The sequence below is a fragment of the Streptococcus sp. LMAG:39 genome (assembly GCF_008680485.1).
GTDB lineage: Bacteria > Bacillota > Bacilli > Lactobacillales > Streptococcaceae > Streptococcus > Streptococcus pasteurianus.
Map to the genome: position 1 here is coordinate 1,587,083 of NZ_NALE01000001.1, position 15,418 is coordinate 1,602,500.

The 15,418-nt window shown below is 38.6% G+C and carries 12 protein-coding genes, 1 tRNA gene, 2 rRNA genes and 1 pseudogene (1 of these 16 only partly in view); 14 read left to right on the plus strand and 2 right to left on the minus strand.

Annotation, left to right across the window (positions count from 1 at the left end):
• The first annotated feature begins 22 nt into the window (after positions 1-22).
• The 7 genes from CCC20_RS08140 (at position 23) to CCC20_RS08170 (ending at position 6,954) form a co-directional block, all read left to right on the plus strand.
• Positions 23-760 (plus strand): Stp1/IreP family PP2C-type Ser/Thr phosphatase, encoded by a 738-nt coding sequence (locus CCC20_RS08140; RefSeq protein ID WP_003063530.1) that lies wholly within the window; start codon positions 23-25, stop codon positions 758-760.
• A complete protein-coding gene (pknB, locus tag CCC20_RS08145; protein WP_003063531.1) occupies positions 760-2,640 on the plus strand; it encodes a Stk1 family PASTA domain-containing Ser/Thr kinase in 1,881 nt (626 codons plus the stop codon). Before CCC20_RS08140 ends, pknB begins: the two co-directional genes overlap by 1 nt.
• Before the next feature lie 94 nt (positions 2,641-2,734).
• On the plus strand, positions 2,735-3,430 hold the full coding sequence (gene liaF / locus CCC20_RS08150) for a cell wall-active antibiotics response protein LiaF (protein WP_003063532.1): 696 nt from the start codon (positions 2,735-2,737) through the stop codon (positions 3,428-3,430).
• A complete protein-coding gene (locus CCC20_RS08155) occupies positions 3,427-4,452 on the plus strand; it encodes an envelope stress sensor histidine kinase LiaS (protein ID WP_013851526.1) in 1,026 nt (341 codons plus the stop codon). The genes liaF and CCC20_RS08155 overlap by 4 nt, the downstream gene beginning before the upstream one ends.
• On the plus strand, positions 4,436-5,080 hold the full coding sequence (locus tag CCC20_RS08160; protein ID WP_013851527.1) for a response regulator transcription factor: 645 nt from the start codon (positions 4,436-4,438) through the stop codon (positions 5,078-5,080). Before CCC20_RS08155 ends, CCC20_RS08160 begins: the two co-directional genes overlap by 17 nt.
• Before the next feature lie 117 nt (positions 5,081-5,197).
• Positions 5,198-6,598 carry a Cof-type HAD-IIB family hydrolase gene (locus CCC20_RS08165; RefSeq protein ID WP_003063536.1) on the plus strand — a complete coding sequence of 467 codons (1,401 nt, stop codon included), beginning with the start codon at positions 5,198-5,200 and terminating at the stop codon, positions 6,596-6,598.
• The gene (locus tag CCC20_RS08170) at positions 6,598-6,954 is read left to right on the plus strand and encodes a S1 RNA-binding domain-containing protein (protein WP_003063541.1); all 357 of its coding nucleotides are present in this window, start codon (positions 6,598-6,600) and stop codon (positions 6,952-6,954) included. Before CCC20_RS08165 ends, CCC20_RS08170 begins: the two co-directional genes overlap by 1 nt.
• A gap of 112 nt (positions 6,955-7,066) precedes the next feature.
• Here the strand turns inward: CCC20_RS08170 and cysK are convergent, their stop codons facing one another.
• Together cysK and CCC20_RS08180 are read right to left on the minus strand one after the other, a co-directional pair.
• Positions 7,067-7,996, minus strand: coding sequence for a cysteine synthase A (cysK, locus tag CCC20_RS08175; RefSeq protein WP_048791290.1), 930 nt, complete (start codon positions 7,994-7,996; stop codon positions 7,067-7,069).
• A gap of 103 nt (positions 7,997-8,099) precedes the next feature.
• Complete coding sequence (locus tag CCC20_RS08180) at positions 8,100-8,726, minus strand: YigZ family protein (protein ID WP_003063547.1); 627 nt, start codon at positions 8,724-8,726, stop codon at positions 8,100-8,102.
• A gap of 55 nt (positions 8,727-8,781) precedes the next feature.
• Between CCC20_RS08180 and CCC20_RS08185 the strand changes: the two genes are divergently transcribed.
• The 7 genes and pseudogenes from CCC20_RS08185 to CCC20_RS08215 all read left to right on the plus strand — a co-directional run.
• Positions 8,782-10,083, plus strand: coding sequence for an ATP-dependent helicase ComFA (locus CCC20_RS08185; RefSeq protein ID WP_058692757.1), 1,302 nt, complete (start codon positions 8,782-8,784; stop codon positions 10,081-10,083).
• Positions 10,080-10,742, plus strand: coding sequence for a ComF family protein (locus CCC20_RS08190; protein ID WP_058692758.1), 663 nt, complete (start codon positions 10,080-10,082; stop codon positions 10,740-10,742). Before CCC20_RS08185 ends, CCC20_RS08190 begins: the two co-directional genes overlap by 4 nt.
• Before the next feature lie 75 nt (positions 10,743-10,817).
• Positions 10,818-11,366, plus strand: coding sequence for a ribosome hibernation-promoting factor, HPF/YfiA family (gene hpf / locus CCC20_RS08195; RefSeq protein WP_003063557.1), 549 nt, complete (start codon positions 10,818-10,820; stop codon positions 11,364-11,366).
• A gap of 134 nt (positions 11,367-11,500) precedes the next feature.
• Positions 11,501-12,174, plus strand: a pseudogene (locus CCC20_RS08200) (transposase); the annotation flags it as partial.
• A 679-nt stretch (positions 12,175-12,853) separates the two neighbouring features.
• Positions 12,854-14,402 (plus strand): 16S ribosomal RNA (locus tag CCC20_RS08205).
• A gap of 55 nt (positions 14,403-14,457) precedes the next feature.
• A tRNA-Ala gene (locus tag CCC20_RS08210) sits at positions 14,458-14,530 on the plus strand.
• A 144-nt stretch (positions 14,531-14,674) separates the two neighbouring features.
• Positions 14,675-15,418: ribosomal RNA gene (locus CCC20_RS08215) — 23S ribosomal RNA — on the plus strand; it runs 2,157 nt beyond the window's last position.
• Together the 16S and 23S rRNA genes with 1 tRNA gene alongside form the textbook arrangement of a ribosomal RNA operon.

The following is a 15,418-nucleotide window of genomic DNA, read 5'->3' on the forward strand; positions in this document are numbered from 1 at the left end:
TGACACAGTCAGAAGAAAAACTATGAAAATTTCACTTGTAACTGATATCGGACAAAAACGTTCAAACAATCAGGATTTTATTAACAAATTTGATAATAAAAACGGCATTACTTTGGTTATTTTAGCAGATGGCATGGGTGGTCATCGTGCAGGAAATATTGCTAGCGAAATGACTGTTACAGATCTTGGACGTGAGTGGATTAATACCGATTACACTGAGTTAAGTCAGATTCGTGATTGGCTTTTAGTGACATTAGAAGCTGAAAATCGCAAAGTCTATGAACTCGGTCAAACTGATGAGTATAAAGGTATGGGAACAACAGTAGAAGCCTTGGCAATTGTTGATAACAATGTCATCTATGCTCACGTTGGGGATTCACGCATTGGTTTGCTCCACCAAGGAGAATACCAATTGTTGACAAGTGATCACTCTTTAGTTAATGAACTGGTAAAAGCTGGTCAGTTGACTGAAGAGGAAGCTGCAAATCATCCTCAAAAAAATATCATTACACAGTCTATTGGACAAGCAAATCCTGTTGAGCCAGATTTAGGTGTTCAGGTACTTGAAGAAAATGACTATCTTATTATTAACAGTGATGGTTTAACTAATATGATTACCAATGACGAAATTGTTAGCATTTTAAGTCAAGATAAAAATCTTGATGACAAGAACAATGAATTGGTTACTCTTGCTAACGAACGTGGAGGTCTTGATAACATTACCATTGCTTTAATCCACGCCGAAAGTGAGGAAGCTTAATGATTCAGATTGGCAAATTATTTGCTGGTCGTTATCGGATCCTCAAATCTATCGGACGGGGTGGAATGGCAGATGTTTATCTGGCAAAAGATCTCATTCTTGATAATGAAGAAGTGGCCATTAAGGTGCTTCGGACGAATTATCAGACTGATCAAATTGCCGTAGCGCGTTTCCAACGGGAAGCGCGTGCCATGGCAGAACTGAACCATCCAAATATCGTCTCGATTCGTGATATTGGAGAAGAAGACGGACAGCAATTCTTAGTAATGGAATATGTTGATGGATCGGACTTGAAAAAATACATTCAAGATCATGCTCCGCTTTCTAATAATGAAGTTGTTAGAATCATGGAAGAAGTCTTATCTGCGATGACTTTGGCGCATCAACAAGGGATTGTTCACCGTGATTTAAAACCACAAAATATCTTATTAACCAAAGATGGAACTGTTAAAGTTACTGACTTTGGTATCGCCGTAGCCTTTGCCGAAACAAGTTTAACGCAAACCAATTCAATGCTAGGTAGTGTGCATTATTTATCGCCTGAACAAGCACGTGGTTCAAAAGCGACTGTTCAAAGTGATATTTACGCTATGGGGATTATGTTGTTTGAAATGTTAACAGGTCACATCCCATATGATGGCGATTCAGCTGTTACCATTGCGCTTCAACATTTCCAAAAACCACTTCCTTCTATCATTGATGAGAATAAGAATGTTCCACAAGCACTAGAAAATGTTGTTATCAAGGCGACTGCAAAACGTTTAAGTGACCGTTATGCGTCAACTTTTGAAATGAGTCGTGATTTGATGACGGCACTTTCTTACAACCGTAGCCGTGAACCTAAACTTGTTTTTGAAGATACTGAAAATACAAAGACACTTCCAAAGGTAACAACATCAACATCTGTTCCTTCAACGACAGAACAACTCTTGAAGAAACAAAAAGCAGCTAAAGAAGATAAAGTAGCAACAGAAAACCAAGCGACTAAAGCTAAAACAAAGAAGAAAAAATCACGTCGTATGTTCGGCACGTTAATGAAAATCTTTTTTGCAGTTGTGATTGTAGCTATTGCTATCTTTACTTACTTGACGTTGACCTCACCATCAACCGTGAGTGTTCCAGATGTTGCTGGCTCTAGTTTATCAGAAGCAAAAACAACGATAAAATCATCAGGTCTTAAAGTTGGAACCGTTCATAAAGTATCAAGTGATACCGTTGAGAGTGGTTACGTTATTAAGACAAGTCCAACTGCTGGTTCATCGAAAAAAGAAGGGTCATCAATTGATATTTACGTATCAAAAGGCTCATCAGGATTCAAGATAAAAGACTATACAGGTCAAGATTATCAAACAGCCGTTAAAGATTTGGTTAATAATTACGGTGTTTCAGAGTCGCAAATTGAGATTGAAGAAGTCTCAACGTCAGACTATGACGAAGGTGTTATCATCAGTCAAACGCCTAGTGAAGGTGAAACCTTTAAGGTAAGTGGTGATGATAAGATTACCTTTAAAGTAGCCACAGAAAGTACAGTGACAATGCCGAATTTGACAGGCTATACTTATTCAGAAGCTATTGCTGCCTTAACAGCTCTAGGCGTGTCAAGTTCACATATTACGGTTTATCAAGCCGACCCAAATTCTTCTACGGGTTATGTGCAAGTAAGCTCACCATCTTCAACAGCAACTATCACTGCTCAAACACCTTACTATGGTGAAACGTTAAGTGGTAACGTGATACTTTACCTAGCAGCTGATGAAGAAGAAAGCTCACAGGCGCCATCGTCATCAAGTTCAGAACCCTCTGAATCAAAAGAATCAAGTTCATCAAGTAGCAGTACGGATGATAGTAGCTCATCAACAGAATCAAGTAATGAACAATAACTTAAAAGTCCAGGATAACTTCCTGGACTTTTAAGTTATAAACCTGCAATTTTGGTAGCTTTTTGGTAAAATACAGAAAAAGAAAGGGTATGATATGAGGAAAGTTCAGTTTTTTGTCATCGTAGAAACGATTTTGCTTGTGATGGGTTTGATGACTATCATGGCAAATAATCTATCAAGTTTTATTCTTATTCTTGTTTTGATTTTGTTGGCGCTACGATTTTATGATCAAGATAAACGGAATAATTTTTTATTGACCATTGGTCTTGTTCTTTTATTTTTAATTTTTATGCTTAATCCTTATATTATCATGGCGGTAGTATTAGGTGTTGTTTACGTTGTTATCAACCATTTTTCACAAGTTAAGAAAAAAAATCGCTATGCTTTGGTACGTTTTCGTGAGGAAGAATTAAAGGCAAAGCCTGTCCGTAATCAATGGATTGGAATGGATACGCACGATAGTGATTTTTATGCGTTTGATGATATTAATATTATCCGTTTGACAGGAAGTGATACGATTGATTTAAGCAATGTCATTGTAACTGGAAAGGATAATGTCGTTGTCATTCGAAAAGTTTTTGGCCCAACAAAAATTTTGGTGCCTATTGATGTTGCCGTGAAATTAGATGTTAGTGCGATTTACGGTAGCGTTCGGTACTTTGATTTTGAAGAATATGATTTACGTAATGAATCGTTAAAATTATGGCATAGTGAAGACGAAGAGTATTTAAAAGCAGTGAAAATTATCGTTAGTACGCTTGCTGGAGATGTTGAGGTGGTGCGCAAATGAAAAAACATCATTTTATATTATTTATTCTTTATGCGAGTATTATTATCATCTCAATCGTTATCGTTGTTTTGGATAGTTTAAATCTGCATCTGAAAAATCTTATCACAGATTTTTGGATGGGAGAACAATTTGTCTTTTCAATTGTCTTTTTGATTCTAGCAGTAACGATTTTATTGCTTTTGCTTTGGGTTATTTTAGATGATAACAGCAAACGTGGCATCAACCAAAACTTACGCCGTATTTTGAATAATCAGCCTATCACTCTAGACGAAGATACAGAAATCAATACGAATTTATCGCGTTTGTCTAAAAAAATGACGCATTTGACAAATAGCTTGCAAAATACAGAAAATAGTCGCATTCTAAACAGTCAAGAAATTGTTGAGCAAGAACGAAAACGAATTGCGCGTGACTTGCATGACACGGTTAGTCAAGAATTATTCGCTTCTTCGATGATCCTTTCAGGCGTGTCTGCTAATCTTGACCAAATTGAAAAAGAGCAATTAGAATTTCAATTGACGGCTGTTGAAAGCATGCTACAAAATGCTCAAAAAGATTTGCGAATTTTGCTATTGCATTTACGACCAACAGAATTAGAAAATAAAACCCTTTCAGAAGGTTTTGATATCCTCTTGAAAGAATTGACAGATAAGAGTAGTATAGAGGTTGTTTATAAGAAAAATATCGGTCAACTACCTAAGAAAATAGAGGATAACGTTTTTCGAATTGCACAAGAATTCATTAGTAATACCCTTAAACACGCTAAAGCTAGTTGTTTAGAGGTTTATCTAAATCAAACAGAAACCGAGCTGCAGCTTAAAATGGTCGATAACGGTGTCGGTTTTGATATGGATGAAAGTCATGATTTAAGTTATGGTATTAGTAATATTGAAGAACGTGTTGATGATATGGCTGGAACAGTTACATTGCTGAGTCAAAAAGGTAAAGGAGTATCAATGGATATTCGTTTGCCACTGGTAAAGGGAGGAAACGAGGAGAAAGAAGATGACCCAGAAAATTAAAATTATCCTAGTTGATGACCATGAAATGGTACGTTTAGGGTTAAAAAGCTTTTTGAATTTGCAACCAGATGTTGAGGTGGTCGGCGAAGCTGGAAATGGTTTAGACGGCATTAATTTGGCTTTAGAATTAAAACCAGATGTGGTTGTTATGGATTTGGTAATGCCAGAAATGAGCGGTGTCGAAGCGACATTGAAGCTTCTGGAAGAATGGAAAGAAGCTAAGATTCTTGTCTTAACATCTTACCTTGATAATGAAAAAATTTATCCTGTCATTGAAGCAGGTGCTAAAGGTTATATGTTAAAAACATCTAGCGCAGCAGAAATTTTAAATGCCATTCAGAAAGTTGCACGTGGTGAGTTAGCTATTGAAACAGAAGTCGATAAAAAAATCAAAGCTCATGATATGCAACCAGAATTGCATGAAGATTTGACAGCGCGTGAACGTGATATTTTGAGATTACTTGCTAAAGGGTATGATAACCAAACTATTGCTGATGAGTTATTTATCTCACTAAAGACCGTCAAAACACACGTTTCAAATATTCTAGCTAAGTTAGAAGTCGATGACCGTACACAAGCAGTCGTTTACGCCTTTAAACATCATTTAGTACCGCAAGATGACGAATAATGATATAATATAACCATGATTTTTCTTTGATTTTTTATTAGAAAGGAAAATGGGAAAGTGATGTCACTTTATGGAAAATGAGATTCTGATGATCATTTTCTTTCCCATAATTTTCAGATGGATGTAAAAACTAAATACAAGGCTAAAAAAACTAAAATTGTCTTTTTTGACATTGATGACACCTTGCGCGTAAAAGCAACAGCCTATATGCCAGAATCAATTAAGTATGTTTTTAAAAGCTTAAAAGAAAAAGGTATCATGACTGGGATTGCAACCGGGCGTGCCCTTTATGGCGTTGTGCCAGAAATTCGCGCTCTAGAGCCTGATTATTTTGTGACGATTAATGGCACATATGTCATTGACAAAAAAGCAATAGAAATTGTTAATGACCCGTTGCCACGAGACATTGTCGAAAAATACGTTGCTTGGGCTAAATCAGAAGGAATTGAATACGGTTTTGCTGGAAAAGATAAACCAGTTGTTTCAGCTCGTTGTGACCTAATCGATGACGCAATGATACCAATATACGGTGTCTGCGACGTTGAGCCTGATTTCTATTTGACAAATGATGTTTATCATATGTGGACCTTTACGGAAAATAATGCTCAGTTGCAATTACCTGATGAATTAGCCTCAGAAATTCGTTTAGTCCCTTGGCATGAACATTCATCTGATGTTGTCAAAAATGGTATTTCTAAAGCTTCAGGTGTTGCACATGTTCTAGAAAGTCAAAACTTAAAACCAATCAATGCCATGATGTTTGGTGATGGTCCAAATGATATGGAAATCTTTGATTATGTTGGCTTGAAGATTGCTATGGGCAATGCAGTCCCTGAACTCAAAGAAAAAGCAGATTTTGTAACAAAAACAGTAGAAGAAGATGGCATTTTATATGCTTTGGAGGAACTCGGTTTGGTAGAAAAACAATTAAATTTTCCACAAGTTGACTTAACAACAGTTGAAGGTCCAGTTGCGACAATCAAAACTAATCACGGTGATATGAAGATTCAACTCTTCCCAGAACATGCACCAAAAACAGTTGCAAACTTTATTGCCTTGTCAAAAGATGGCTACTATGACGGTATTATTTTCCACCGCATTATCCCTGAATTTATGATTCAAGGTGGTGACCCAACTGGTACTGGTATGGGGGGACAATCTATCTATGGAGATAGCTTCGAAGATGAATTCTCAGAAGAACTTTATAACGTTCGTGGGGCTCTTTCAATGGCTAATGCTGGACCAAATACAAACGGCAGTCAGTTCTTTATCGTTCAAAACAGCAAAATTCCTTATGCTCAAAAAGAATTAGAACGTGGTGGCTGGCCAAAACCAATTGCAGAATTTTATGCGACAAATGGTGGAACGCCACACTTGGACCGTCGCCATACCGTATTTGGCCAAATCATGGACGACGATTCATACAAAGTTTTAGATGAAATTGCTAACGTTGAAACTGGCGCTCAAGACCGCCCAGTTGAAGATGTCGTTATCGAAACAATTGAGGTAGTGGACTAATGAGAATTGGCGACAAAATCACTGGAACAATAACAGGTATAAAACCTTATGGTGCCTTTGTCGCATTAGATAATGGGACAACAGGTCTTATTCATATTTCAGAAATTAAAACAGGTTATATTGAAAACATTTACCAATTACTCAGTGTTGGTGAAAAAGTTTTAGTCCAAGTTGTTGATTTTGATGAATTTACGCAAAAAGCAAGTTTATCTCTTCGCACACTGGAGGAAGAAAAACATCACTTACACCGTCGTCACCGCTTTTCAAATAGCCATCTAAACATTGGCTTTCAACCATTGGCGGACAATTTACCAAAATGGACAAAAGAAAGCCTAGAATTATTGACGAAAGAATAATAAAAATCCTATCACAGCGACTGTGATAGGATTTTGCTTTTATACATAGATAGTTATTTTAATGATAGAGGAGAGAAATGTAACCTAAGGAAAGTTAACATAATTGGTGACATTAGTCGTTAAAATCATAAAGAGATGTTGAAAGGTAACGTTCACCGTTATCTGGGAGAAGTGCGAGAACTTTTTTACCTTTACCAAGTTCTTTTGCTTTTTCAATAGCTGCATAAATAGCTGCACCAGAAGAAATACCAGCAAGGAATCCTTCTTTTCCACCGAGATTACGGCTAGTAATGATAGCATCGTCAGAAGCTATACGAATAACACCGTCATAAGCTTTGGTGTCAAGAGTGTCAGGGATGAAACCAGCTGAAATACCTTGGATTTTATGTGGACTAGGTTTTTCACCAGAAAGCACGGCAGATTCATCAGCTTCAACAGCATAAACTTGAACGTTAGGATTAGCTTTTTTAAGAGCATGAGAAACACCTGAAACTGTTCCACCAGTACCAACACCAGAAACAAAGGCATCAAGACCCGTCGGACCAAACGCTTCGATAATTTCAGTACCTGTTGTATCTTCGTGCACAGCAGGGTTAGAAGGGTTAGCAAATTGAAGAGGCACCCAACCATTTTTTTCTTCAGCAATTTCTTTTGCTTTTTCAATAGCTCCTTTCATTCCTTCACTTCCAGGAGTTAAAACGAGTTCAGCACCATAAGCTTGAATAATTTTGCGACGTTCAACACTCATTGTTTCAGGCATAACGATAATCACTTTGTAGCCTTTAGCTGCGCCAACCCATGCAAGACCAATTCCTGTATTTCCAGAAGTTGGTTCAACAATAATATCACCTGGTTTGATTGTGCCTGCTTTTTCAGCATCTTCAATCATACGAAGGGCAATACGGTCTTTGACAGAAGAACCAGGGTTGAAAGCTTCGATTTTAACATAAACATCAGCAGCATCTTCAGGGACAATGTTGTTAAGTTTTACGATTGGTGTATTTCCAATTAATTCAGTAATTGAATTGTAAATTTTTGACATATGTTCACCTCTTATTGATTTAAAAATTTATAGATAAAAGTATATGCCTAATCAATTCCTTTGTAAAATACATATTTCTTATCAAGGTGATAAAAAAATACTATCACAAGGGAACTTCGACAATTTTTGAACCTGATTTAGTAAAGTCAACTTTACCTTGGTAAAATTCAATTAAACGCCCACTAACTTCTTTGACATTGTCAGGGTCAAGGTAAATATAGGTTGTGACATTTTCAAGAAATTCTGTATCAAATTCTTGCAGGTTTTCAGCCTGTAAAAAGTTAGCAAAGGTTTGGTATTTAGGATAAGAAAGGGTGATTTTGAGCCCCTCTTGCTCTTTTACCTCAACTAGACCAATTTCCTTGAGAGCATTAGCAACACTGCCTGAATAAGCCCGAATAAGCCCACCAGCACCTAATTTAATCCCACCAAAATAACGTGTCACAACGGCAACAACGTTGGTCAAGCCTTGTTTTTCTAAAACAGTTAGCATTGGAACACCAGCAGTTCCACTTGGCTCACCATCATCGCTAGAACGCTTGATTTCAGCATGTTCACCAATAATCATAGCCGAGCAAGAATGTGTTGCTTTATAATGTTCTTTTTTGATTTGTGTAATGAATTGACGCCCCTCTTCCTCTGTGTCAACTCGTTTTAACTGACAGATAAAGCGTGACTTTTTTATTTCTTCTTCAAAAATACCATCATTTTTAATCGTTTTATAGTTCATACCAAAATTTTACAAGATTTTAAGCTATTTAGCAAAATTTTCGAATAAATAAAGTATGGATAAACTGAATAATTATTATGGAAGACTATTTACACAAGCTCAACTTTCGGATGCCTTAAAAAAGCAGGCTAAACAGTTGCCGGCAATGACAAAATTAAATCATCATTATATTTGTAATCGTTGTGGTAGTCAAGTGTCTTTACAAAATAAACTTCAAACAAACGTTTTTTATTGTCGAAATTGCCTTGTTTTTGGAAGAAATACGAGTAATGGACATCTCTATTATTTTCCACAAAGACGTTTTTCTAAAAAAGATTCTCTTATTTGGAAAGGAAAATTGACTCCTTACCAAGATGATGTTTCAAAAGGGATGTTAGAAGGCATTGATGCTAAGAAAGACCTACTTATTCATGCTGTTACAGGTGCTGGAAAAACAGAAATGATTTACCAATCTGTATCCAAAATAATTGATGACGGTGGTTGTGTTTGCCTAGCAAGTCCGCGAATTGATATTTGTCTGGAACTTTATAAACGCTTGTCACGTGATTTTTCGTGTCCGATTACATTGCTTCATGGAGATTCTGAGCCCTACAAACGTGCCCCTTTAATCATTGCCACAACACATCAACTTTTAAAATTTTACCAAGCTTTTGATTTGTTAATTATTGATGAAGTTGATGCCTTTCCATTTGTGGATAATGCCGTGCTTTACCATGCTGTTGATAGAGCTATCAAACCTAATAGAACCAAGATTTTTTTAACAGCGACATCAACAGATGAATTAGATAAAAAAGTAAAAACAGGAACTCTGACTAAATTGCACCTTGCTCGACGATTTCATGCCAATCCATTAGTTGTGCCACAAAAAATCTGGTTGTCTGGCGTTTTATCCAATATGCAAAAGAAGAAAATTCCCCAGAAATTAATAAATCTTATAAAAAAACAACGTCAAACCCGCTATCCTTTGCTAATTTTCTTCCCAAATATCGAACAAGGAGAAGCCTTTACTCAAATTTTACAGACCTATTTTTCAGAAGAACAAATCGCTTTTGTGTCTAGTAAAACAGAAAATCGCTTAGACATTGTAGAAAAATTTAGGAGACAAGAACTTTCTATTTTGGTGACAACAACCATTTTAGAACGTGGTGTCACTTTCCCTTGTGTAGATGTCTTTGTATTGCTTTCCAATCATAGATTATACACCAAAAGCACGCTAGTTCAGATTTCAGGGCGAGTTGGGAGAGCAGCAGAGCGTCCAACAGGAGAACTGTTATTCTTGCATGACGGTAGTACCAAAGAAATGAGGAAAGCTATTGCTGAAATTAAAGCGATGAATAAAAAAGGAGGATTTGCATGATTTGCCTGCTCTGCGGACAAGAATTTTCCAAAAAAGAACAATTTTTAAACCTTATCTTAATGAAAAAAGATGACAATGGCGTGTGTCTGGAGTGTCAAAAAACATTTGAAAGAATAGGAGATGTTCATTGCCCAACCTGCTGCCGAACTGGATTTTCTCAGCAATGTCCAGATTGTCAAGCGTGGGAAAAACAACATCATCACGTATCTCATGAAGCGCTTTTTACCTACAATTCTTCAATGAAAGATTATTTCTCAAAATATAAATTTCAAGGAGATATTCTTTTAAGTCACGTTTTTTCAAAAGAAATCAAACAAGCATTAAAAAAATATAAAAACTACACCTTTGTTCCAGTTCCCATAAGTCCAAAACGGCTAAAAGAAAGACAATTTAACCAAGTAACAGCACTTTTACAAGCAGCTAAAATCCCCTACGAAGACTTACTAATCAAGAGAGAAATCAGTAAACAGTCCGATAAAACACGAAAAGAGCGCCTAGAAACTCTCAATCCTTTTTCTTTAAAAAATGTTTCAAAGGTGCCAGAAAATGTCTTGATTATCGATGATATTTACACAACTGGCGCCACTTTAAAGGGAATATATCAACTTTTCTATGAAACTGGAGCCAAAAATGTAAAAAGTTTTACGATTGTGCGGTAAATGCTTGCAAATTTTCATGAAAGCAGTATAATAAAAGAGTAAAGAAAGCGCTTTATAGCGAGAAAGAGGTGTTTTATGATTAAATATAGTATTCGTGGAGAAAACATCGAAGTAACTGATGCTATCCGTAACTATGTCGAATCAAAACTCGGAAAGATTGAAAAATACTTCCATGCTGAACAAGGTTTAGACGCTCGCGTTAACCTTAAAGTTTATCGTGAAAAAACTGCCAAAGTTGAAGTAACTATTTTAGTTGATTCTATTACGCTAAGAGCAGAAGATGTCTCACAAGATATGTATGGTTCAATTGATTTGGTAACTGACAAAATTGAACGTCAAATCCGTAAAAACAAAACTAAAATTGCTAAAAAGCATCGTGAAAAATTACCAGCTAGTCAAATTTTTACAAGTGAATTCGAAGCAGAGCCTGTGGAAGAAGGACCAGTAGTAAAAGTTGTTCGTACGAAACACGTTAGTCTAAAACCTATGGATATTGATGAAGCGCTTCTTCAAATGGATCTTTTAGGACATGACTTCTTTATCTACACAGATGCGGAAGATGGTGTTACAAACGTTCTTTATCGTCGTGAAGACGGTGAACTTGGCTTAATTGAAGCAAAATAATTTACTAACAAATCTGAAATCCGCTATTATACGGATTTCAGACTGAAGACAAAGCCTCTTGGAAACAACAGTTTCTAAGGGCTTTTTGTATGGAGTAATATAGATAGAGATAATAACAACCTAGAGGTGATCCTATGTTCCATAAAGAAAATCCAGCCTATAATCGTAAGCAAGTTGTAGATGATTTGGTGCAGAAGAGCATTTGTTACGCTAGAGTGGGTGTGTGATTGAATTTATGAGTTGGTAGCAGACGAAGCAGGTTGTCCCAGTCTCGACCCTATGAGGGTTATCAAAAACACTTTAATTCAATGCCTCTTTTTAGGGCATTCGATGCGCCAAATTATTAAAGAGATTGAGATCAATATGCCTTATCGTTGGTTTTTAGGATTAACATTAAAAAATAAGGTTCCTCATTTCACCACTTACAGTAAAAAACTACAGTTGGTGTTTTCACGATAAACAAGTGATTGAAGCAATGTTTAGTTAGGTCTTAGGAGGGCGTATCAATACAGGTTTAATTGAGCTAAGTGAGATTTTTGTGGAGGGTACTCATATCAAAGCAGCTGCCAATAATCACAAATACATCAATCAAGAAGTTGACCAACACTAAATTCATGGCGGATTAGCTTGAACTTGAAATCAATCGCGACCGTGAGAAACATGCAAAAAAGTGGCTAGGGGTCGCCAACGAAAAAAGCCCGAGAATAAAAAAGTTTCAACGTTCGCCCTAGAAAGCGACTGGTTTCATAAAGGCGACCATAAACAAGTCTTTGCTTATGATGCTCAAGTAACCTGTGATAAGCATGGCTGAGCGTTAGCTTACCGAACGAATAACTATCAAGGGAATAGTGACGATTGAACTGCACCCCAAACGTTAGATTTTATGCCCAACTTTTGAGGTACAGTACACAGGATAGTCTTTTTTATTTACCTAAACTTCTTGATATTAGGGCTATTCAAGCGAAAAAGTTTCAAAATGAGAAAAGACAAACCAAAGAAATGAGGTTCATCCTCAGTCTGATTTTTTATTAAGTTTAAAATATCAATAATAATCTGCATTTTTAAGTGTTAATTTAGGGTATGTAGGGTAAGTTTTAGTCCCTAAGAGTCTGAAAAACACCAAAAAAGATATTGACAAAACAGGTCATGAAATGATAAGCTGTTATGGCTGTCAACTGAGCAGAAAGTTTATCAGCAATCAAGAATTGCAACCTTGAAAGTTTTTTGAAAAAGCTGTTGACAAAGTAAGTTTGAGATGATACACTAATATAGCTGTTGTCCGAGATGTTCAGCAGTAATCAGATTGAAACAGATTTGAAAAAAACTTTAAAAAAGTAGTTGACAAGCTGTTTTAGATTTGATAGAATATAGAAGTTGTCTCACGAGAGACAAAGACCTTTGAAAACTGAACAAGACGAACCAAACGTGCGGGTTGAGAAATCGACCTGTTAAGAAATAAATCTGTCAGTGACAGAATGAGAACAAGATTAAATGAGAGTTTGATCCTGGCTCAGGACGAACGCTGGCGGCGTGCCTAATACATGCAAGTAGAACGCTGACTACTTTAGCTTGCTAGAGTAGAAGGAGTTGCGAACGGGTGAGTAACGCGTAGGTAACCTGCCTACTAGCGGGGGATAACTATTGGAAACGATAGCTAATACCGCATAACAGTGTTTAACACATGTTAGATGCTTGAAAGATGCAATTGCATCACTAGTAGATGGACCTGCGTTGTATTAGCTAGTTGGTGGGGTAACGGCCCACCAAGGCGACGATACATAGCCGACCTGAGAGGGTGATCGGCCACACTGGGACTGAGACACGGCCCAGACTCCTACGGGAGGCAGCAGTAGGGAATCTTCGGCAATGGGGGCAACCCTGACCGAGCAACGCCGCGTGAGTGAAGAAGGTTTTCGGATCGTAAAGCTCTGTTGTAAGAGAAGAACGTGTGTGAGAGTGGAAAGTTCACACAGTGACGGTAACTTACCAGAAAGGGACGGCTAACTACGTGCCAGCAGCCGCGGTAATACGTAGGTCCCGAGCGTTGTCCGGATTTATTGGGCGTAAAGCGAGCGCAGGCGGTTTAATAAGTCTGAAGTTAAAGGCAGTGGCTTAACCATTGTTCGCTTTGGAAACTGTTAAACTTGAGTGCAGAAGGGGAGAGTGGAATTCCATGTGTAGCGGTGAAATGCGTAGATATATGGAGGAACACCGGTGGCGAAAGCGGCTCTCTGGTCTGTAACTGACGCTGAGGCTCGAAAGCGTGGGGAGCAAACAGGATTAGATACCCTGGTAGTCCACGCCGTAAACGATGAGTGCTAGGTGTTAGGCCCTTTCCGGGGCTTAGTGCCGCAGCTAACGCATTAAGCACTCCGCCTGGGGAGTACGACCGCAAGGTTGAAACTCAAAGGAATTGACGGGGGCCCGCACAAGCGGTGGAGCATGTGGTTTAATTCGAAGCAACGCGAAGAACCTTACCAGGTCTTGACATCCCGATGCTATTTCTAGAGATAGAAAGTTTCTTCGGAACATCGGTGACAGGTGGTGCATGGTTGTCGTCAGCTCGTGTCGTGAGATGTTGGGTTAAGTCCCGCAACGAGCGCAACCCCTATTGTTAGTTGCCATCATTTAGTTGGGCACTCTAGCGAGACTGCCGGTAATAAACCGGAGGAAGGTGGGGATGACGTCAAATCATCATGCCCCTTATGACCTGGGCTACACACGTGCTACAATGGTTGGTACAACGAGTCGCAAGTCGGTGACGGCAAGCAAATCTCTTAAAGCCAATCTCAGTTCGGATTGTAGGCTGCAACTCGCCTACATGAAGTCGGAATCGCTAGTAATCGCGGATCAGCACGCCGCGGTGAATACGTTCCCGGGCCTTGTACACACCGCCCGTCACACCACGAGAGTTTGTAACACCCGAAGTCGGTGAGGTAACCATTTAGGAGCCAGCCGCCTAAGGTGGGATAGATGATTGGGGTGAAGTCGTAACAAGGTAGCCGTATCGGAAGGTGCGGCTGGATCACCTCCTTTCTAAGGAAAAACGGAAGCACGTTTGGTAGTCTTGTTTAGTTTTGAGAGGTCTTGTGGGGCCTTAGCTCAGCTGGGAGAGCGCCTGCTTTGCACGCAGGAGGTCAGCGGTTCGATCCCGCTAGGCTCCATTGAATCGAAAGATTCAAAGTGATTGTCCATTGAAAATTGAATATCTATATCAAATTCCACAATTAGAAATAATTGTAGAAAGTAACAAGAAATAAACCGAAACGCTGTGATTTAATGAGTTTAAGGTCAATAGACCAAAATAAGGTTAAGTTAATAAGGGTGCACGGTGGATGCCTTGGCACTAGAAGCCGATGAAGGACGTGACTAACGACGAAATGCTTTGGGGAGTTGTAAGTAAACATTGATCCAGAGATGTCCGAATGGGGGAACCCGGCATGTGAAGCATGTCACTCATTACTGTTAAGGTAATGAAGAGGAAGACGCAGTGAACTGAAACATCTAAGTAGCTGCAGGAAGAGAAAGCAAACGCGATTGCCTTAGTAGCGGCGAGCGAAACGGCAAGAGGGCAAACCGATGTGTTTACACATCGGGGTTGTAGGACTGCGTTGTGGGACGCAAGATTATAGAAGAATTACCTGGGAAGGTAAGCCAAAGAGAGTAATAGCCTCGTAATCGAAATAATCTTAAACCCTAGCAGTATCCTGAGTACGGCGAGACACGAGAAATCTCGTCGGAATCCGGGAGGACCATCTCCCAACCCTAAATACTCTCTAGTGACCGATAGTGAACCAGTACCGTGAGGGAAAGGTGAAAAGCACCCCGGGAGGGGAGTGAAATAGAACCTGAAACCGTGTGCCTACAACAAGTTCGAGCCCGTTAATGGGTGAGAGCGTGCCTTTTGTAGAATGAACCGGCGAGTTACGATATGATGCGAGGTTAAGTTGAAGAGACGGAGCCGTAGGGAAACCGAGTCTTAATAGGGCGCTTTAGTATCATGTCGTAGACCCGAAACCATGTGACCTACCCATGAGCAGGGTGAAGGTGAG